Source organism: Streptomyces caniferus, assembly GCF_009811555.1.
Lineage (GTDB): Bacteria > Actinomycetota > Actinomycetes > Streptomycetales > Streptomycetaceae > Streptomyces > Streptomyces caniferus.
This window is the reverse complement of record NZ_BLIN01000005.1, coordinates 1,382,334-1,401,337: the sequence shown is the minus strand read 5'-3', so window position 1 is coordinate 1,401,337 and position 19,004 is coordinate 1,382,334. Positions and strand designations below refer to the sequence as shown.

Annotated in this window: 17 protein-coding genes; 10 read left to right on the top strand and 7 right to left on the bottom strand. The window is 73.3% G+C overall.

Features of this window, described 5'->3' with window-relative positions:
* Positions 1–4 precede the first annotated feature (4 nt).
* The gene (locus Scani_RS22680; protein WP_159479304.1) at positions 5–454 is read right to left on the bottom strand and encodes a DUF6643 family protein; all 450 of its coding nucleotides are present in this window, start codon (positions 452–454) and stop codon (positions 5–7) included.
* A gap of 246 nt (positions 455–700) precedes the next feature.
* Between Scani_RS22680 and Scani_RS22675 the strand changes: the two genes are divergently transcribed.
* Positions 701–2,071: a TerD family protein gene (locus Scani_RS22675; protein ID WP_159479302.1), complete on the top strand. Its 1,371-nt coding sequence runs from the start codon at positions 701–703 to the stop codon at positions 2,069–2,071.
* 60 nt (positions 2,072–2,131) lie between these two features.
* Here Scani_RS22675 and Scani_RS22670 read toward each other — a convergent pair whose 3' ends face one another.
* Positions 2,132–3,334, bottom strand: coding sequence for a glycosyltransferase (locus Scani_RS22670; protein ID WP_159482304.1), 1,203 nt, complete (start codon positions 3,332–3,334; stop codon positions 2,132–2,134).
* A gap of 203 nt (positions 3,335–3,537) precedes the next feature.
* Between Scani_RS22670 and Scani_RS22665 the strand changes: the two genes are divergently transcribed.
* The 3 genes from Scani_RS22665 to Scani_RS22655 all read left to right on the top strand — a co-directional run bounded on the left by Scani_RS22665 (position 3,538) and on the right by Scani_RS22655 (position 5,685).
* Positions 3,538–4,386: a glutamate racemase gene (locus Scani_RS22665; RefSeq protein ID WP_159479300.1), complete on the top strand. Its 849-nt coding sequence runs from the start codon at positions 3,538–3,540 to the stop codon at positions 4,384–4,386.
* A 106-nt stretch (positions 4,387–4,492) separates the two neighbouring features.
* On the top strand, positions 4,493–5,110 hold the full coding sequence (locus Scani_RS22660; RefSeq protein ID WP_174872742.1) for a hypothetical protein: 618 nt from the start codon (positions 4,493–4,495) through the stop codon (positions 5,108–5,110).
* Between the two features lie 77 nt (positions 5,111–5,187).
* Positions 5,188–5,685, top strand: coding sequence for an NUDIX hydrolase (locus Scani_RS22655; RefSeq protein WP_159479298.1), 498 nt, complete (start codon positions 5,188–5,190; stop codon positions 5,683–5,685).
* A 79-nt stretch (positions 5,686–5,764) separates the two neighbouring features.
* On the opposite strand, the gene Scani_RS22650 is transcribed toward Scani_RS22655, so the two are convergent.
* Complete coding sequence (locus Scani_RS22650) at positions 5,765–6,334, bottom strand: hypothetical protein (protein ID WP_159479296.1); 570 nt, start codon at positions 6,332–6,334, stop codon at positions 5,765–5,767.
* 279 nt (positions 6,335–6,613) lie between these two features.
* On the opposite strand from Scani_RS22650, the gene Scani_RS22645 reads away from it, so the two are divergent.
* The 3 genes from Scani_RS22645 to Scani_RS22635 all read left to right on the top strand — a co-directional run bounded on the left by Scani_RS22645 (position 6,614) and on the right by Scani_RS22635 (position 9,940).
* Entirely contained in the window at positions 6,614–7,408 is a 795-nt protein-coding gene (locus tag Scani_RS22645) for a 3-hydroxybutyrate dehydrogenase (protein ID WP_159479294.1), read from the top strand.
* Between the two features lie 70 nt (positions 7,409–7,478).
* Positions 7,479–9,614, top strand: a complete 2,136-nt coding sequence (locus Scani_RS22640) for a helix-turn-helix domain-containing protein (RefSeq protein WP_246296091.1) — start codon at positions 7,479–7,481, stop codon at positions 9,612–9,614.
* A 131-nt stretch (positions 9,615–9,745) separates the two neighbouring features.
* Complete coding sequence (locus tag Scani_RS22635; protein ID WP_159479292.1) at positions 9,746–9,940, top strand: CsbD family protein; 195 nt, start codon at positions 9,746–9,748, stop codon at positions 9,938–9,940.
* A gap of 101 nt (positions 9,941–10,041) precedes the next feature.
* Here the strand turns inward: Scani_RS22635 and Scani_RS22630 are convergent, their stop codons facing one another.
* From Scani_RS22630 to Scani_RS22615, 4 genes are all read right to left on the bottom strand, one after another.
* Positions 10,042–11,448: an MFS transporter gene (locus Scani_RS22630; RefSeq protein ID WP_159479290.1), complete on the bottom strand. Its 1,407-nt coding sequence runs from the start codon at positions 11,446–11,448 to the stop codon at positions 10,042–10,044.
* 479 nt (positions 11,449–11,927) lie between these two features.
* Positions 11,928–13,178, bottom strand: coding sequence for a cytochrome P450 (locus Scani_RS22625; protein WP_159479288.1), 1,251 nt, complete (start codon positions 13,176–13,178; stop codon positions 11,928–11,930).
* A 14-nt stretch (positions 13,179–13,192) separates the two neighbouring features.
* Positions 13,193–14,590: an NAD(P)/FAD-dependent oxidoreductase gene (locus Scani_RS22620; protein ID WP_159479286.1), complete on the bottom strand. Its 1,398-nt coding sequence runs from the start codon at positions 14,588–14,590 to the stop codon at positions 13,193–13,195.
* On the bottom strand, positions 14,587–14,841 hold the full coding sequence (locus tag Scani_RS22615) for a ferredoxin (protein ID WP_159479284.1): 255 nt from the start codon (positions 14,839–14,841) through the stop codon (positions 14,587–14,589). Before Scani_RS22615 ends, Scani_RS22620 begins: the two co-directional genes overlap by 4 nt.
* Before the next feature lie 190 nt (positions 14,842–15,031).
* On the opposite strand from Scani_RS22615, the gene Scani_RS22610 reads away from it, so the two are divergent.
* The 3 genes from Scani_RS22610 to Scani_RS22600 all read left to right on the top strand — a co-directional run bounded on the left by Scani_RS22610 (position 15,032) and on the right by Scani_RS22600 (position 18,720).
* Positions 15,032–15,721, top strand: a complete 690-nt coding sequence (locus Scani_RS22610; protein ID WP_159479282.1) for a TetR/AcrR family transcriptional regulator — start codon at positions 15,032–15,034, stop codon at positions 15,719–15,721.
* A gap of 204 nt (positions 15,722–15,925) precedes the next feature.
* The gene (locus Scani_RS22605; RefSeq protein WP_159479280.1) at positions 15,926–16,576 is read left to right on the top strand and encodes a hypothetical protein; all 651 of its coding nucleotides are present in this window, start codon (positions 15,926–15,928) and stop codon (positions 16,574–16,576) included.
* A 293-nt stretch (positions 16,577–16,869) separates the two neighbouring features.
* Positions 16,870–18,720 carry a glycoside hydrolase family 35 protein gene (locus Scani_RS22600; RefSeq protein WP_246296089.1) on the top strand — a complete coding sequence of 617 codons (1,851 nt, stop codon included), beginning with the start codon at positions 16,870–16,872 and terminating at the stop codon, positions 18,718–18,720.
* Positions 18,721–19,004 lie beyond the last annotated feature (284 nt).

Here is a 19,004-nt window from a genome sequence, read left to right as displayed (position 1 = left end):
CAGGTCAGTACCCGCGCGGGTACTGACGACCGTACGGGTCGTCGTACGGCGAGGCCTGCCGGGGCGCCACCGGGGCGGCCGGCCGCATCGCCTCGTACCCCGTGCCCATGGGCGGGCGCTGGGGCTGCTGCTGTTGCGGGGACTGATAGCCGCGGCCGCCCGCCTGCTGCGGGATGTACGGCGCCGGAGCCTGCTGCAGCGGGGCGACCGGCTGTGCGGCCGCTCCCGGGTAGCCGTGGCCGGGCGACGGGTGGGAAGGCGCGGCGGGAAGCGCCGGCAGCGCCGAGGGGCGCGCCGGCATATAGGACGAACCCGTGTCGTAAGGGGAGGGGTTCACCCGGATCGGGGCGATCTGCGGCGTACCCCGTTCGGCGACGAGGCTGTCGTAGATCGGGGTGTCCGGGAAGGACGGCGAAGCGTAGTAGCCGCCGTAGGTAGAGCGGGGGGAGGTCATGCCTCATAAGTTAAGCCCACGATGTGCCGATTGGGGAGCCTGAAAAGAGGGTTGTTTTGCGTGTTCGGAGCGGCCATGGAGCGCCAATGCGAGCGAACTTGTGGAAATCGGTCGCGATCGCCCGTAGGGATCGTGTAAAGACCCCGCTTCTCGCAGGTGAACAAGGGGCGTTCGGAGCGGTTCGGGCCAAGTAGGTTGGGAGTGCCACCGGACAGGGGGCACGGCGGACGAGAGGAAGGCGCGGCGATGTCGATGCTCAAGGGCAGCAATGTCCCGGTCCCGGCCCCGGAGGTCCGGGTGGAACTGGGCTGGCAGGCGGCCCCGGGGACACCGGACGTGGACGCCTCCGCCCTGCTCCTGGTGTCCGGAAAGGTCCGCGACGACGGGGACTTCGTCTTCTACAACCAGGCCGCGCACGCCTCCGGCGCCGTACGCCACGAAGGCAAGCGCCCGGCCGGCGGCACGATGACCGACACCCTCACCGTCGCCCTGGCCTCCGTCGAACCCGCCGTCGACAAGGTGGTGCTGGCCGCCTCCGCCGACGGCGGCACCTTCGGGAGCGTCCCCGGGCTGCACATCCGGGTGCTGGACGCGGCGAGCGGCGCGGAGCTCGCCCGCTTCGACAGCCACGACGCCGGCGCCGAGACCGCCTTCGTGCTCGGCGAGCTCTACCGCCGTCAGGGCGCCTGGAAGTTCCGCGCGGTGGGGCAGGGGTACGACACCGGGCTCGCCGGACTGGCCACCGACTTCGGCATCAGCGTCGAGGAACCGGCGCCGGCCCGGCCCGCGCCGCCGGCCATGGCCCCGCCGCCGCCCGCCCCGGCCCCCGCGCCTCCCATGGCTCCGCCGCCCGCGGCCCCCGCGCCGCCGCTGTCGGCGGGACAGCTCGGGGGGTCCTTCCCGCCCCCGCCGGGGCAGCCCGCGCCCGCACCGGCGCCCCCTCCCGTTCGTCTGACGAAAGTCACCCTCACGAAGGACGCCCCTGCCGTCTCCTTGACGAAGCAGGGCGGCACCTCCGGGGCGATGCGGGTGAACCTCAACTGGAGCGGCGGCTCGGCGGGCAAGCGGCTCGGCAAGACACTCGGCCGCAAGGCGATGCAGGCCATGGGCGCCCGTGGCGCGCTGCTGCCCCCGTCCGGCGAGCTCGACCTCGACCTGTGCGCGCTCTACGAACTCACCGACGGCGCCGCCGGCGTGGTCCACCCGCTCGGCAGCAACTTCGGCGCGCTGCACTCCCCGCCGTTCATCCAGCTCGACGGCGACGACCGCACCGGAGCCGTCGCGGGCGGCGAGAACATGACCATCAACCTCGACCACCAGGCACACATCAAACGCATCCTGATCTTCGTCACCGTCTACGCCGGCGCCCGCAGCTTCGAGGGCCTGAGCGCGACGGTCACCCTCCAGCCCCAGTACGGCGCCCCCGTCGACTTCTCGCTCGACGCCTGCACGGTGCCCTCCAACGTCTGCGCGCTCGCCCTGATCACCAACACCGGCGGCGAACTCGTCGTCCAGCGCGAGTCCCGCTACCTCGTCCCCGAGCCCGGTGTCAGCCCGCAGCGCACCGTCGACCACGCCTACGGCTGGGGCCTGGACTGGTCACCGGCCCGCAAATGACGACGGCGCCGGGGGCCCCGCCGGAGCACGGGGCCCTGCCCGGAGCGCCGGGGGCGCTGCTCAGGGCGCCGGATACGTCCGCCCCTTCCAGGCCGCTCCGCGCCCCCGGTAGTGCTGCACCGCCGAGTCCACGGTCATCAGCAGATACAGCAGCGCGGTGAACGGCAGCAGCGGCGCCCACCACGGCTTTCGCCCGTAGTAGCGCAGCATCGGCAGATACGTCCCGCACATCACCGCCCAGGCCGCCCCGCCGAGCGCGGCGACCGTCGGCCTGCCGCCGGCCAGCCCGGCCACCAGCGCGACGGGCGGGGCGAGATACACCAGCGCGAGGCCGAGCACCGTGCCGAGCAGCAGCAGTGGCCGGTGCCGCAGTTGGGCGTAGGCGCTGCGCGAGACCATCCGCCACAGTCCGGCCAGCCGCGGATACGGCCGCACGCTGTCCACCCGGTCCGCGAGCCCCAGCCAGATCGGCCCGCCCGCCGCCCGCCGCCGCCCCGAGCCGGATCGCTGCGCGATGCCCCCGTCCGTCGGGGAGCGCTTCACCGCACGGGCCAGCGTCACATCGTCGATCACCGCATGCCGGATCGCCTCCGGAATGCCCGCCCGCTCCGCCGCCTCCCGCCGCAGCAGCACACAGCCGCCGGCCGCCGCCGCGGTCCGCGCTCCGGGACGGTTGACCCACCGGAACGGATACAACTGCCCGAAGAAGTACACGAACGCCGGCACGATCAGCCGCTCCCAGAAGGTCACCGCCCGCAGCCGGGCCATCTGCGACACCAGATCCAGGCCGGCCGACCGGGCCGCGGCCACCAACTCCCGCAGACTGTCCGGATCGTGGGCGATGTCCGCGTCGGTCAGCAGCAGATACTCCGGAGCGACCCGCTCCCGCGCCAGCGCGATGCCGTGCCGCAGGGCCCACAGCTTCCCCGTCCACCCCGGCTCGGGCTCACCCGGCGAGGACACCGTCAGCGGCAGTCCGCCGCGCGCGTCCGCCAGCTCCCGGGCCAGCGCGCCCGTCCCGTCCGTACTGCCGTCGTCGACCAGGAACACCTCCGCCCGGCCCGGGTACTTCTGCCCGAGCAGCGACGGCAGGCTGTCCGGCAGCACCGCGGCCTCGTCCCGCGCCGGGACCACCACCGCGACCGACGGCCAGCGCTCCGGATCGCGGCGCTTGGGCAGCCGTACGTCCGTCCGCCAGAAGAAGCCCTGCCCCAGCAGCAGCCACACCCAGGCCAGCAGCGACCCGGCACCGATCCACTCCATCGCGCTCACGGCCGCAGTCTGCCGCACCTCCACCAGGGCGCAGCGGCGATCGACACGGTGTCCCGGGACCGGATCGGGCCGGGACCGGGCCGGGGCCCAGCCGGGAGGCGGCCGTCCGCCGTGCGCCCGCGGCCCCGGCGGGCCGCCCGCCCGCCGCGCGCCCGGTATGACAAGCCCTGCGGGCGACTGAGTAAAGTGTCCGGGTGAAGATCGCGCTGATAGACTCCGGGACCGGGCTGCTCGCGGCGGCCGCCGCCATGCGGCGACTGCGGCCGGACGCGGATCTGGTCCTCTCCTCCGATCCCGACGGCATGCCCTGGGGCCCCCGCACCCCCGAGGACGTCACCGCACACGCACTGGCGGTGGCCCGCTCCGCGGCCGCACACCGCCCCGACGCCCTGATCGTCGCCTGCAACACCGCGTCCGTGCATGCGCTGCCGGCGCTCCGCGCCGAACTGGAACCCGAGGTCCCGGTCATCGGCACCGTCCCGGCCATCAAGCCCGCCACGGTCGGCGGCGGCCCGGTCGCCATCTGGGCCACCCCCGCCACCACCGGCAGCCCCTACCAGCGGGACCTGATCGAGCGGTTCGGGCACGGCGTGGAGGTCACCGGGGTGCCCTGCCCCGGGCTCGCCGACGCCGTCCAGGCCGCCGACGAGGCCGCGATCGACGACGCCATCGCGGCCGCCGCGGCGCGCACCCCCCGGGACGTGCGCAGCGTCGTCCTGGGCTGCACCCACTACGAGCTGGTCGCCGAACGGATCCGCGCCGCCCTCCAGCAGCCCGGCGCCCCCGCCCTCGTCCTGCACGGTTCCGCCGAGGCGGTCGCCGCCCAGGCGCTGCGCCGCATCGGTGCCGAGCCGGCGCCGGCCGCCGCCCCGACCGGCGCACTCAGCGTGATCCTCAGCGGCCGTCCCGGCGGGCTGCCGGCCGAGGCGCTCACCTTCGCCGAGGGCCGGCTGCTCGCCGCGAGCCGTACGGACCTCGCCCCGGGGACCCCGGCCGAGCGCCCTGCCCGGGCCGACGGCGTCGCCACGGCCGCCCGGCGCTGATGCCCGCCGCCGACGTCGGCCATGACGTCGGCGGCACCGCGCGCCTGGCCCTGAACGACCGGCCGACGCCCTGCCGTAGCGTGCAAAGACGCGTACGCTGCGTCTCATGAGGGACCACCCCCACGAGGGGGCAGCAGCCCCCGAAGACCCTGGCACGACCGATGGCGCCGACAGCGGAGCGCGCCCCACCGGCGGCTCCCATGCGGAAATTCCCGAGGTCTGGCACGGCAGTGCCACCAACCGCATCCAGTGGCTGCTGGCCGCGGTCGGCGCGGGCTGCCTCGCGCTGGGCATCGAGCTCGCCGTCGAGAGCAACTGGACCGCGGGCCTCGCGCCCCTGGTGATGTCGGTGGTCGGCTGTGTCGCGGTCGGCCTGCTGGTGCTCTTCGGCACGCTCGCCTACGTCCATGTCGCGGTACGCATCGACAAGGACTGCCTGGAGGTGCGGTGCGGCCATATAGGGGTGCCGCGCCGCCGCATCCCCCTCGACACCGTCGTCGGCGCCGATTTCACCCCCCAGGTCACCCCGCGCCACTGGGGCGGCTGGGGCTATCGCTGGCGCCCCGAGCAGGGAACGGCCGTGGTCGTACGCCGCGGTGAGGGCGTGGTGGTGCGGCTCGGCGACGGACGCGACTTCACCGTCACCGTCGACGACGCCGAGGGTGCCGTCCGCGCGATCCGGGGCCGGCTGCGGCCGCGCAAGGGGACCCCGGCGGGTGCCTGAACGCCGTGCGGAGCGCGTACGCGGCCGGATCACCCCAGGGGCCGGGTGCCGTCAGGGACGTCCCGTAGGGTCGGAGCATGGCAACCCCCGAATTCATCCGTCACCTCCGGAACTCCATCGGCCGGCAGCTGCTCTGGCTGCCCGGGGTGAGCGCGGTCGTCTTCGACGACCAGGGCCGGGTCCTGCTGGGCAAGCGGGCCGACACGGGTGGCTGGTCGGTGATCGGTGGCATTCCCGAGCCCGGCGAACAGCCCGCCGAGACCGCGATGCGCGAGGTCTACGAGGAGACCGCGGTGCGGGTCGTCGCCGAGGGCGTCGTCCTCGTCGAGACCATGCCGCCCACCCACTACCCCAACGGCGATGTCTGCCAGTTCATGGACGTGACGCTGCGCTGCCGGGCGGTCGGCGGCGAGGCGAAGGTCAATGACGACGAGTCGCTGGAGGTGGGCTGGTTCGACGTGGACGCCCTGCCGGAGCTCGAGGAGTACGCGCTGACCCGCATCAAGCGGGCGCTGGAGGCCGGACCGACCTGGTTCCACACGATGGAGGAGGAGCCGGAGGGGCAGCAGCCCTGAGCGGCCGTCCAGGGGCGCGCCCCCGCGGTGCTCCGGGCTCCTCCGGCGGCCGGCGGGGCCATGGCTCGTCCGTCAGTGGCTACAGCTCCTCCGTCGACGGCTCGTCCGTCGGGTCGGAGGGCGCGCCGGGAAGCGTGGGCAGCTGGGAGCCGTCCGGATCGCCGGGCTCCTCGGACGGGTCCGGGGCGGACGGCTGATCGGACGGCTCCTCGGTGTGCATCTCCCGCTTGTCCTTGCGGCAGGTCGTGATCCAGGTGCCGGTGGGGCCGCTCTCGTACTGGCAGAACCAGCCGCGGACGGCCAGCGTGCCCCGGTCGTCCCGGCCCTCGTGCGGAACCCGTACGAAGAACTCGGACATCACCTGGCGGGCCTCCGCGCAGTCCACCGTGCCGCCGGCCGCGGGATCCGCGTAGAGGGTGACGTCCCCCGCCTTGCCCAGTGCGTCGGTCAGCTCGCCGCAGTTCAGCGGCTGCCCGGGGACGGTGGGGGACGCGGAACCCGCGTCCTGGTCCGGATGCTCGTCCGGGCCCGCACCGGTGCCTGTGGCGGACGGCGCGGCGGCCGCCGGATCCCGGTCGCCGTCCGCGTCCCCGCAGCCCGCCGCGGCCAGGGCGAGCAGCACCGTCGGCACGGCGATGAGCCTCCGCATGTCGGTCTCCCTCGGGGCGGCGGTGCGCGGATGGGACGGCGGTGCGCAGACGGCACGCTGCGTCGTACGACGCTAGGGGCCCTGGGGCCGCCCGGCGATCCGGGACGGCCGATCGGGTGAAGCGGACGGGCCGCCGGGAACGGCGGCGCACCGTCCGCGAGGGCGGCCGGGGCAGGGCGCGGGCACCACATCTGACGTGGGCGGCCACCACCATCGCCCGGTGAACTGTGGCGCCGGGACACATCGGTGGCGGACCAGGCCGCTGCCTAAGGTGCGGACATGACCGTGATCGGCACCCCAGGCCCGGTATCCCTCGACCTCGACGGCCGCACCGCGCTCGTCACCGGAGCGGCCGGCGGCATCGGACGCGCCTGCGCCCTGCGGCTGGCGGCGGCCGGCGCGACGGTGCGCGCGGTCGACCGGGACGCCGACGGGCTGGCCGCCCTCGTGGCGGATCACCCGGACGGCGGCCGGGGCGGCATCGAACCGTGGCCGCTGGACCTCACCGATCTGGACGCCGCCGAGCGGGCCGCGGCCGGCGCCGATCTGCTCGTCAACAACGCGGGCCTCCAGCTCGTGCGCCCCATCGAGGAGTTCCCGCCCGAGGTCTTCCACCAGGTCCTGACCGTCATGCTGGAGGCGCCCTTCCGGCTGCTGCGGGGCGCGCTGCCCCATATGTACGCGCAGGGCTGGGGCCGCGTCATCAACATCTCGTCCGTGCACGGTCTGCGGGCGTCCCCCTTCAAGTCCGCGTACGTCGCGGCCAAGCACGGCCTGGAGGGGCTCTCGAAGACCGCGGCCCTGGAGGGCGCCCGGCACGGCGTCACCAGCAACTGCATCAACCCCGGCTATGTCCGCACCCCCCTCGTCGAACGGCAGCTCGCCGACCAGGCGGCCGCCCACGGCATCCCCGAGGAACGCGTACTGGCCGACCTCCTGCTCGCCGACTCCGCCCTCAAGCGGCTGCTCGAACCGGAGGAGGTCGCCGAGGCCGTCGCCTACCTCTGCACTCCGCAGGCGTCCTTCATGACCGGTACCTCTCTGGTACTGGACGGGGGCTGGACCGCGCATTGAGCGGTCCCCGGTCCGGGAGCCCGCCGCGGAGGCTGGCGCACCGCGACGATCCGGAGGTATCCCTGTGACCATGTCCTCCGATCAGCCGATGCCCGAGCCGGAACCAGGACCCGCGGACGCGTCCCCGCCGGTACCGGGACGCGCGGACGTGCCCCCGCCGGCGCCCGCCGCCGTGGACGCGGTGCCTCTGCCGGCGCCCCGCCCCGTGGACGCACGTCCGCCGGCGCCCGTTCCCCACGACCGGGATCGCGCCCCGGCCGACGGCCTCGCCCACGACCCGGCCGAGACCGCCTTCCTGAGGCTGCTGGCCGCCGGTGCCGCGGCCGAGGACTACGAGCGGCCGGTGCTGCGCGCCCGCGCCGACGGGGCGTCCGCCGGCCGGCTCGCCGCACTGGAGCGGGCCAAGCTCCTCGCCCTGCGGGTACGTGCCGAGCTGGAGGGCCGCCGACGGCGCGAGGCCGAACTGTCGGCGCTGTACGCCACCGCCCACGACCTCGCCGGGCTGCGCGACCTCGACGCGGTGCTGCGGGCGATCGTGCGCCGGGCCCGCTCCCTCCTGGGCACCGAGGTCGCCTACCTCACCCTCAACGACCCCGCCGCCGGCGACACCTACATGCGCGTCACCGACGGCTCGGTCTCCGCGCGGTTCCAGCAGCTGCGGCTCGGCATGGGCGAAGGCCTGGGCGGGCTGGTCGCCCAGACCGCCCGCCCCTACGTCACCGACAACTACTTCCACGACGAGCGGTTCCGGCACACCCGCACCATCGACTCGGGCGTCCACGACGAGGGCCTGGTGGCGATCCTCGGGGTCCCGCTGATGCTCGGCAGCGGCGTGATCGGCGTACTCTTCGCCGCCGACCGCCGCGAGCGGGTCTTCGAACACGGGGAGATAGCCCTGCTCGCCGCCCACGCGGCGCATGCCGCCGTCGCGATCGACACCGCCCGCCTCCTCGCCGAGACCCGTAAGACGCTCACCGAACTGGAAGCCGCGAACGAGATCATCCGCGACCGCAGCTCGGTCATCGAACGCGCCTCGGACATCCACGACCGGCTGACCGAACTGGTGCTGCGCGGCGGCGGGGTCGCGGACGTGGCGCAGGCGCTGGCGGAAGTCCTGCACGGCGACGTCGAGTTCACCGACCCCGGCCGGGCACCGGCCGCGGCGCTGGACCGCTCCCGCGCCGACGGTCACGCCGTACGGGAGGGCGCCGACTGGGTCGCGGCGGTCGGGGCGGGCGGTGAGGTCCTGGGCGCGCTCGTCCTGCGCGGTCACCCGGCCCTCGACCCGGTCGACCAGCGCACCCTGGAGCGGGCCGCCATGGTCACCTCGCTGCTGCTGCTCGCCCGGCGGACGGCCGGCGAGGCCGAACAGCGGGTGCGCGGCGAACTGTTGGACGACCTGCTGAACGCCGCCGACCGCGATCCCCGCCTGCTCGGCGAACGCGCGGCCCGGGTCGGCGCCGACCTCGATGCGCCGCATATCGTCCTGGCGGCCCGGACCGACGAGGTCCCACCGGCCCACGGGGCGCCGGAAGCCGACGGCGAGGCCGCGTCCCACCCCGACGGCGCCGACCGCCGCCGCCTGTGGTCGGCGGCCTCCCATCTCGCCGCCACCCGCCGGGGACTGGCCGCCGTACGGGACGGCGGCGCCGTCCTGCTGCTGCCGCTCGGCCCCGACGGCGACCCGGCGCACACCGCCCGCGAGATCGCCGCCCGGCTCGGTGCCGCGCTGCACCAGCCCGTCACGGTCGGCGCCTCGGCCCCCGTCCCGGCGCCGGCCGTCCGCCCCGCGGCGGTCGTGGACGCCTACGCGGAGGCCCGGCGTTGCCGGGAGGCGCTCCGCGTCCTGGGCCGGGCCGGCCAGGGCGCGGCCGCCGCCGACTTCGGCTTCCTCGGTCTGCTGCTCGCCGACACCCGTGACGTGGACGGGTTCGTCCACCGGACGCTCGGCCCGGTCGCCGACTACGACGCCCGGCGCGGGACGGAGTTGCTGCGCACCCTCGGGGCCTACTTCGCCTGCGGTATGAGCCCGGCCCGCACCAAGGACTCCCTGCACGTCCATGTGAACACCGTCGCCCAGCGCCTGGAGCGGGTGAGCCGGCTGCTGGGACCCGACTGGCAGACCCCGGCACGCGCCCTGGAGATCCAGCTGGCGCTGCGGCTGCACCAGTTGTCCTCCGCCGTGGCACGCGATACCGGCAGGTAGCCGGGACGGTGTTCCGCGCCGTGCCCGCGAACCGGTCAGTACCGGTAGCCGCCTCCGGGTGCGGGCCGCCGCGACCTGCGGCAGCGTGGTGCCGAAGCTTTCCCCCTTCCCACCGGACAGAGGAGTACGTCATGGGTGACAGAGGCGCGATGGACAAGATGAAGGGCAAGGCCAAGCAGAAGGCCGGCAAGGCCATGGGCGACGAGCGCCTGAAGAGCGAAGGCCGCACCGACGAGGCCAAGGGCAAGGCCAAGGGCGCGATGGGCAACGCCAAGGAGAACATCCAGGGGATGAAGGACTCCCTGAAGAGCAAGAACCACTCCTGACGCCCGGCGGGGGCGTGGCGGACCTGCTGCCCCGTCTCCCGGAGCGTCCCCGGGCCCGCCACGCCCCCGCCGAACATCAGGTACCCGGCCCCTTGGCCCGCTCAGTACGGTACGGCCGACGAGGTTCCGCCCTCCGGCGCTCCGGCGCCGGTGGCCCGGAGCGCGCCGGCCGTCGCCGTGCCGTCCACCGCGGCGAGATCCCGGCTGCGGGTCTCCCGCGCCACGCCCACCGCGAGCAGCGTCAACAGCGCCGCGGCGATGACGTACAGGGCGATCGGCGTCGGGCTGTCGAAGTCGGCGAGCAGCGCTGTCGCGATCAGCGGGGCGGGCGCACCGGCCGCGACCGAGGAGAACTGGGCACCGATCGAGGCACCCGAGTACCGCATCCGGGTCGCGAACATCTCCGCGAAGAAGGCCGCCTGCGGCGCGTACATCGCCCCGTGGAAGACCAGTCCGACGCTCACCGCGAGCAGCAGCAGCCCGAACTGGCGGGAGTCCACCAGCGCGAAGAACGGAAACGCCCAGGCGGCGACGCCGACCGCGCCCAGAAGATAGACCGGCCGGCGTCCGATCCGGTCCGAGAGCGCGCCCCAGGCCGGGATGACCGCGAAGTGCAGCGCCGAAGCGATCAGTACGGCGTTGAGGGCGGTCTGCTGTGACAGCCCCGTGTGCGAGGTCGCGTAGACGAGCACGAACGCCGTGATCACGTAGTACGAGATGTTCTCGGCCATCCGGGCGCCCATCGCGATCAGCACATCCCGCCAGTGGTGCGTGAGCACCGCCACCAGGGGCAGCTTCTCGACGGCGGCGCCCTCGGCCCGCCGTACCTCGGCGTTCGCCAACGCGGCCTTGAACACCGGCGATTCATCCACCGAGAGCCGGACCCACAGCCCCACGACCACCAGCACGCCGGAGAGCAGGAACGGCACCCGCCATCCCCAGGACGCGAACGCCGCATCCGACAGCAGCGCCGTCATCACCGACAGCACGCCGGTGGCCAGCAACTGCCCGGCGGGGGCGCCGGTCTGCGGCCAGGACGCCCAGAATCCGCGCCGTCGTGCGTCACCGTGCTCCGACACCAGCAGCACCGCGCCGCCCCACTCACCGCCCAGCGCGAACCCCTGGACCAGCCGCAGCACGGTCAGCAGCACCGGCGCCGCGGTACCGACCGTCGCATGTGTCGGCAGCAACCCGATGGCGAAGGTCGCCCCGCCCATCATCAGCAGGCTCAGCACCAGCAGCTTCTTACGCCCCAGCCGGTCCCCGTAATGCCCGAAGACCAGCGCCCCGATGGGCCGCGCCGCAAAGCCCACCGCGTATGTCAGAAACGACAGCAGGGTCCCGACGAGCGGATCGGAGCCGGGGAAGAACAGCTTGTTGAACACCAGGGCCGCGGCGGAGCCGTAGAGAAAGAAGTCGTACCACTCGACGGTGGTGCCGATCAGGCTCGCGGCGACGATGCGCCGGAGGCTGGTGGGTGGTGGGGGAGCGGTCGCGGGAGAGGACATCGGCACCACTTCCTGACGAGGGACAGGGACGTTTCCGTGTCGCCACACCGTAGGAATGCGCAGGTCAGGCGCACATGTGGTGGCACACCACACTTCGGGCCCGGAGCATGCGGGCGGGCACCATGACGCCCTGCTCCTCGGCCGCGGATCAGGGTGCCACGGCCGGCCACGAGCGACGCGCGCCGCGGTCATCGCGAAGCCGCGATCACCCGTGTCTCCGGTACAGATCCCGGTCCTCTGCGATGCTCACCTCTCCTGCTGCCCCGCCACCTCTTGCCGATGAGGAGTTCCCTGTCCTCCCCAGGCCGCGTTGCGTGCGGCCTTCGCGGCCTTCGCGGCCTTCGTGAACGTGGCGGCCACCGGCGCTGTTCTCTGCGCCGGTGGCCGCCACGTCGGTGTCGTCGGCCTACTGGCTCGCGGGCCTGGCGGACTTCTTCACCTCACCCGCGGCCCGGGAGGCATCGGTGGGGGAGCAGGCGTCACCCGGCCCCGCCGTCGTCGGCGATCAGGCGGGTGAAGGAGACCGGGAGGCTTTCCGGGCCGCGCAGGATGGCGTTTTCCCGGTAGGGCGGGGGGTCGGCGACCAGGCGGGGCGACTCCAGGCGGCGGGCGAGTGCCGTCAGGGCGATCTGGGCTTCGGCGCGGGCGAGGGTGGCGCCGATGCAGTAGTGGATGCCGCCGCCGAATCCGAGGTGGGCGTTGTCGGTGCGGTCGGCGACGAACCGGTCCGGGTCCGCGAAGCGCCGGGGGTCGCGGTTGCCGGCGGCGAGGAGCAGGCGGATGCGTGAGCCCTTGGGGATGGTGGTGCCGGCGAGGTCGATGTCGGCCAGGGTGCTGCGTCCGGACATCTGGACCGGCGGGTCGTACCGCAGCACCTCCTCCACGAGCGGGGTGGCGAGATCGGGGTCGGTCCGCAGCCGGGCGAGGGCGTCGGGGTGGCGCAGCAGGGCGAGGGTGCCGTTGGCGATGAGGTTGACGGTGGTCTCGTGGCCGGCGATGAGCAGCAGGCCGAGGGTGACGCGGAGGTCGATGGGGTCGATGGGGCCCTCGGGGCCATGGCTGTGCATCAGGCCGGCGAGCAGGTCGTCGCCGGGGGCGGTGTCGTGCCGCGCGATGAGCCCTTCGAGGTACTGCTGCAACTCGTTCCGCGTCTGCTGGAGTTCGCGGATCTCGTCCTCGGTCTGGGTGTCGATGGGGTCCAGGCCCCGGGTGAGCCGGCGGGCGAGGCTGCCGAAGAGGGCTTCGTCCTCGCGTGGCACGCCGAGCAGTTCGCAGATGACGGTGACGGGCAGCGGGTAGGCCAGGTCCGCGACGACGTCCAGCTGTCCCGGCCGGGCGCTGGTGTGCGCGTCGAGCAGCCCGGTGACGAGTGCCTCGATGTGGTCGCGCATGCCCATGATGCGGGGGACGAACTGCTGGGTGACCAGATGGCGCAACTGGTCGTGCCGGGGCGGGTCCTCGACCAGCAGGCTCTTGCGGATCGGCCGCTGTTGCGGCGGGGGAAGCCGGTCGGCGCTGATGCGCGGGTCCCGCAGCAGCAGGCTGATCTCGCGGTGGCCGCCTGCCAGCCAGGTGCCGTCGTCCATGCGCACGACCGGCTGCCGGAGCAGCTGCTCGTAGTAGGGGTAGGGGTCGGCGCGGTGCTCGTAGCGGAGGCCCTGCGCGAACAGCACGGTGGCCGTGTGCTGGTGGGCGGTCGAGGCCGTGGGCGTGGTCGTCGTCGCGGTCATGGTGGATTTCCCTCTCACTCGTGTCCGGCCAGGACGGACGGGGCGGATGAGGCGGACGGGTCGGGCTGGGGGGAGGGGGCGGACGAAGCGGGTGGGGTGGGTGGCATGGACGGGTCACCCGGGGCGGGGTCGGCGGGGCGGGGGAACGCAGGGTCGAGCGGGTCGGCCCGGCCCGGTCCGTCGGTGGCGTTGAGCACCGGGGGGAAGGGCGCTCCGGCCTCGATGAGGGCGGCGTATCCGTCCAGCACGCGGGGGGAGTCCACCGCGACGGCGGCGATCAGACGGCCGCGCCGGCCGTAGGCGGCCACGAACTGCCGCTGGTCGAGCGAGCCTTGCGTGAGGACGACCTGATCGGCCAGGGCGGGCAGCCCCACGCACTTGAGGTTGACCCCGAACTGGTTGGACCAGAAGGCCGGCAGGGGGTCGTGGGTGCGAGGCGCCCGTGACCCGTGGGCCATGTTGTGCGCGGCGGTCCTGGCCTGGGCAACGGCGTTGTCCCAGTGGTCCAGGCGCAGGAGCTGCCCGGGGTAGAGGGGGTGCGGCCAGCGGGCGACGTCGCCGGCGGCGAAGACGTCCGCCACCGGTGTCCCGTCGACGGTCAGGGCCCGGCAGGAGGCGTCGCACACCACTCCGCGGGCATCGGCGGCCAGCCCGGAGCCGTTCAGCCACTCGGTGTTGGCGAGCGCGCCGGCCGCGACCACGGCCACCTCGGCCTCCACCACGGTGCCGTCGGCGAGGACCGCCCGCCGCAACCTGCCGTGCGCGTCGCCCTCCAGGGTCCGGACCGTGGTGCCGAGCCGCAGGTCCACCCCGGCGTCGCGGTACCAGCGGGTCACGGCGTCGCCGATCACACCGCCCAGCGCACTCGCCAAGGGGGCACCGCCGCGGTGGGTCACGGTCACGTCGAGGCCCAGGTCACGGCAGACGGAGGCCACCTCGCCGCCGGTGAAGCCGGCGCCGATCACCAGCACCCGGCCCGGCCCCGCGGCCAGCGCCGCGCGCAGCCGGTCGGCGTCGTCGCGGGAGCGCAGCACATGCACGCCGTGCAGGTCACCGCCCTGCTGCCGGGGCCAGGGCCGGGCCCGGGTGCCGGTGGCGATCAGCAGCCGGTGATACGGCACCTCCCGTCCGTCCGCCAGCGCCACCCGGCGAGCGGCCAGGTCCACACCGGTCGCGGGGGAGCCGAGCAGCCATCGGGCGTCGATGTTGCGGGCCCTGGGCAGCACGGTGCGGTCCGTGGGCAGCCAGCCGGACAGGACCGCCTTCGACAGCGGCGGACGGTCGTAAGGGGCGTGCGGTTCGTCGCCGATGAGCGTGAGCTCACCGTCGAATCCTTCGTCGCGCAGCGCCTCGGCGGCGCGCAGGCCGGCCAGGGAGGCTCCGGCCACGACGATGCGCTCGGGGCCGATCATCGTGCACGCTCTGGGGCCAGGGGCGCGGGCTCGGTCGCCCTGGCCAGAAGGATGGCCTGCACCGGGCACGCCGCGGCGGCCCGCTCGACCTCGCGGCGCGTCCCCGGATCGGGCGCGTAGTCGTATTCCAGCGCCTCCTCACCGTGGAAGCGGAAGACGGTCGGTGCGGCGTAGACGCACTGTCCATAGCTCTGGCATCGGTTCAGATCCACGACGAGCCGGAGCTCCTCGGGTGGCGGATCGGTGGGCATTTCTTCGCTCTCCTCCCAGGTCGGCGGGGGTTCGGCGGTTCTTCGGCGGGTGACGGCCGGGCGTCGGGCGTCGCTGCGGGACGGTTCCGCGGATCGATCGCACCCGCCATTCAGATAGCAACCACTATTCGGACTGTACACGCTATCGGCGCATTGACATAGTGCGCACTATCTGAATAGCATCGGCGATATGAGTACCGACCAAGAGGAACCCGCACGGCCGCGGCTCACCCGTGCGGAGGCCAAGGCCCGCACCCGGCGACTGCTGCTGGACGCCGCGGCCCGGGTCTTCGCCCGCAAGGGCTTCGCCGGTGCCTCGGTGGAGGAGATCGCCGAGTCCGCGGGCTTCTCCATCGGCGCGCTGTACTCCAACTTCAGCGGCAAGGAGGCTCTCTTCCTGGCGCTGATGGCCGAACGCGGTATGGGCCGCGTCGCCGAGGCGGCCCAGACCCTCGACCGGCATGAGGTGGGCACCGGGGAGGCCGCCGCCGAGCTGGGGCGTCTGCTGGTGCACGTCGCCGACAAGGACACCGACTTCGCGCCGCTCCAGGCCGAGTTCTGGCTCTACGCCGTACGCAACCCCCATGTCCTCGACACGATGGCCACCGCCTTGCGCGAACCGCGCCAGGCGCTGGAGGGCCTGATCGGCACCTGGCTCGCGGAGCAGGGCGCATCCACCGAGGTCCCCGCCGACTCCGTGGCCACGGTCGTGGCGGCGCTCTTCCACGGACTGGTGCGCTTGCGGCGCGTCGACCCCGGCAGTGTTCCGGAAGAACTCTTCGGCCAGGCGCTGCGATGGCTGTTCCGCGGCATCGGCGCGGACCTCGCACCGGACGGCCCCGCCGAGACCGGGACCGACCGCAGCACCGGTCGAGCCTGACTGCGGCACCGACCGAACCTGACCGCAGCGCCGACCGAGCGTGACAGCCATGCCGACCGAGTCTGAACACCGCGCCGACCGTGGCGGACCGGCGCGCGGCACCCGGACCGCCCCGCGGCGGTCAGCGGCAGCGGATGCCTCCGCCCGCCCCCGTAGGCCCCCGGACCACCCCACTCACCACTCCTCCCGCAAGGAGCCGCTTTCATGAACCCGCAACGGCAGCCGCCTGCCCGGGGTGTCCGCAGGGGCTACGCCGTGGCCGGTGCGGTCCTCGCCTTCATGTGGCTGGGGGAAGCCAACGAGCCGGCCTGGGCCCATGCGGTGCGGGCCGCCCTGCTCCTGCTGCTCATCCCGCCCGTCCTCCTGCGGACCAACCGCAGCCTCACCGCCGCGTTCCACGAGTCCGCGCACCCTCGCCGGGTGCTCGCCCGCCTGATCGCCGCCCGGATCCTCATCGTCTCGGTGGCCCTCGTCGCCAGCGCCCTCCTCGGCCGCGTGATGGACCCGGGCGGCGGCAACGACCTCCGAGCGCTCGGCATCCGTGAGCTGTGCATCCTGCTGACCATCCCGCTGCAGATCCGCGCCGCACACCGCGCACGGGCCGCGGGGGCGCACCCCTCGTCCCGTCCCACCCTGTCGGCGCCCCGGGTGATCTGCGCCAAACTGGGCCTCATCGCCGCCGCGTTGCTGCTCCAGATGGCGATCGACCCTTATGTGGCCGAGGCGCAGGTGTACATCGCAGCCGCCATCGCCGTCACGGTGACCGTCCTGGGCCCCAGGCTCCATGCCAAGCTGCTGATCGCCCCCACTCCCGGGGCCACCGAGCAGCGGAGTCCGGCGCGGGCGACCACCTGACCGCGCAGGACGTCGGACCGGCGGCGCGCTGCATTGTGGATGCGTGCGGGACGCGCCTCTCCGATCGGCGTGCAGCTACCAGTTGCTCCCCTGCCGACCTGAACGTCGCTTCCCCGCCCGGCAGTTCGTGTACGACTCGTTCGCGCCGTGTTGCACTGTGTTCGGTCACGAACCCTTGTGCTCGTTTCTGTTCTCTACAACACTCTCACTGCACAGAAACACGCAGTACTGAACATGGCGGTACGGGCATGTTCGCGTCGGGGTGACGACCGGTCGAGTCGAGGAGACCAGGCATGACGCACTTCAGTCGACGTAGATTTCTGAGCGCGGCCATGGTGGGGGCCGCGTCCGTGGGTGTCGCCGTGGGCGGCGGCCGGACGGCCTTCGCCCAGGCCGAAGACCCGCGGGGGCTGACCATCCGCGGAGACGCATTCCTGCTGGACGGCGAGCCGTTCCGGATTCTCTCGGGCGCCTTCCATTACTTCAGGACACATCCCAAGGACTGGCGCGACCGGTTGACGCGGATGCGGGCCATGGGCCTGAACACGGTGGAGACCTATGTCGCCTGGAACTTCCACCAACCGTACGAGGGGAAGGCCGACTTCACCGGGTGGCGCGACGTCGCCGCCTTCGTGCGGACCGCGGACGAGGTCGGGCTGAAGGTGATCGTGCGACCGGGGCCGTACATCTGCGCCGAGTGGGACTTCGGCGGCCTGCCCGCCTGGCTCCTCAAGGACAAGGACGCGCCGCTGCGCCGTTCCGACCCCGCATTCGAGCGAGCGGTCGACGCCTGGTTCGCCGAACTCCTGCCCCGGTTCGTCGATCTGCAGGCCACCCGCGGCGGACCGGTCATCGCCATGCAGGTCGAGAACGAGTACGGCAGCTACGGCGACGACCACGCGTACCTGGAACATCTACGGGACTCCATGCGGGCCCAGGGCGTGGACAGCCTGCTGTTCTGTTCCAACGGAGCCACCCAGGACGCGCTGAAGGCCGGCAGCCTTCCCGACCTCCTGTCCACCGTCAACTTCGGCGGGGACCCCACCGGCCCCTTCGCGGAGCTGCGCGCCTTCCAGCCGGACAAGCCGCTGTTCTGCACGGAGTTCTGGGACGGCTGGTTCGACCACTGGGGAGAGCGGCACCACACCACCGACCCGGCGCAGACCGCCGCCGACGTGGAGAAGATCCTCGAAGCGGGCGGGTCGATCAACTTCTATATGGCGGTGGGCGGAACGAACTTCGGCTGGTCCGCGGGTGCCAACCTGACGGGCAGTTTCTATCAGCCCACCGTCACCAGCTACGACTACGACTCCCCGATCAGTGAATCCGGCGAACTCACCGAGAAGTTCCACAGGGTGCGCGATGTGCTCGCCAAATACACCACTCTGCCGAATACGCCCCTGCCGCCCACGCCCCACCGCATGCCGGCCCAGCGGGTCGCCGTCCGCGAATCGGCGTCGCTCATGGCGTCCCTCGACGCACTCGGCACTCCGGTGCGGCGTACCCTCCCCGTCCACATGGAGGCCCTCGGGCAGGCGCACGGGCTGATCCACTACCGCACTCGGGTACGCGGGCAGCAGGGGGCCAGGGCGCTGCGGCTCACGGGGCTGGGCGACCGCGCGCTGGTCTTCGGCGACGGCAAGCGGATCGGCACCTTCGACCGCAACCAGCCGGACCACTCCGTCGCCTTCACCGTGGCCGGCGCGTCGAGCACCCTGGACCTCCTGGTGGACCCCACCGGGCGGATCAACTTCGGCCCCGGCCTCAACGACCCCAAGGGCATCAGCGGCAAGGTGCTCCTCGACGACGAAGAACTGCACGACTGGGAGATCCGGCGACTGCCGCTGGACAACCTCGCGGCCCTGAAATTCACCGGCGACGACATGCCGACCGGCCCCGCGTTCCATCGGGCCCGGATTCATGTGGACACCCCCGCGGACGGCTTCCTCGCCTTCCCGGGCTGGGACAAGGGCATGGTCTGGCTCAACGGATTCGCGCTCGGCCGGTACTGGTCCCTCGGGCCACAGGTCACCCTGTACGCACCAAGCCATCTGTGGCGGAAGGGGCGTAACGAGCTCGTCGTGCTGGAGATGGAGCGGACCGGGGACGGGATCGAACTACGGTCCGCGCCCGATGTCGGGTAGGGCGAGCCCGTTGTGTGGTGGGTCTTGATCGGCGGGTCCTGATCGGCAGATCCTGAGCGGCGCTGTTCGGGCTCCGTCGGGCTGCGCAGGACACCGGGCCGGGCCGCCGCCGGTGTGGAGTCCGGGTGTCCCACGGCTGTCCCGCGGGCGCACATGCGCCCTCGCCCGCCGCGCGCCACAGTGAGAGATGTGGCCTCCGGAGAAAGGCGGGTGGGCACGTGACCAGCGGAAACGTTCTGATTACGGATCGTGGCCGAGGTGGCTCTCCGACGCCGGCAGTGCGG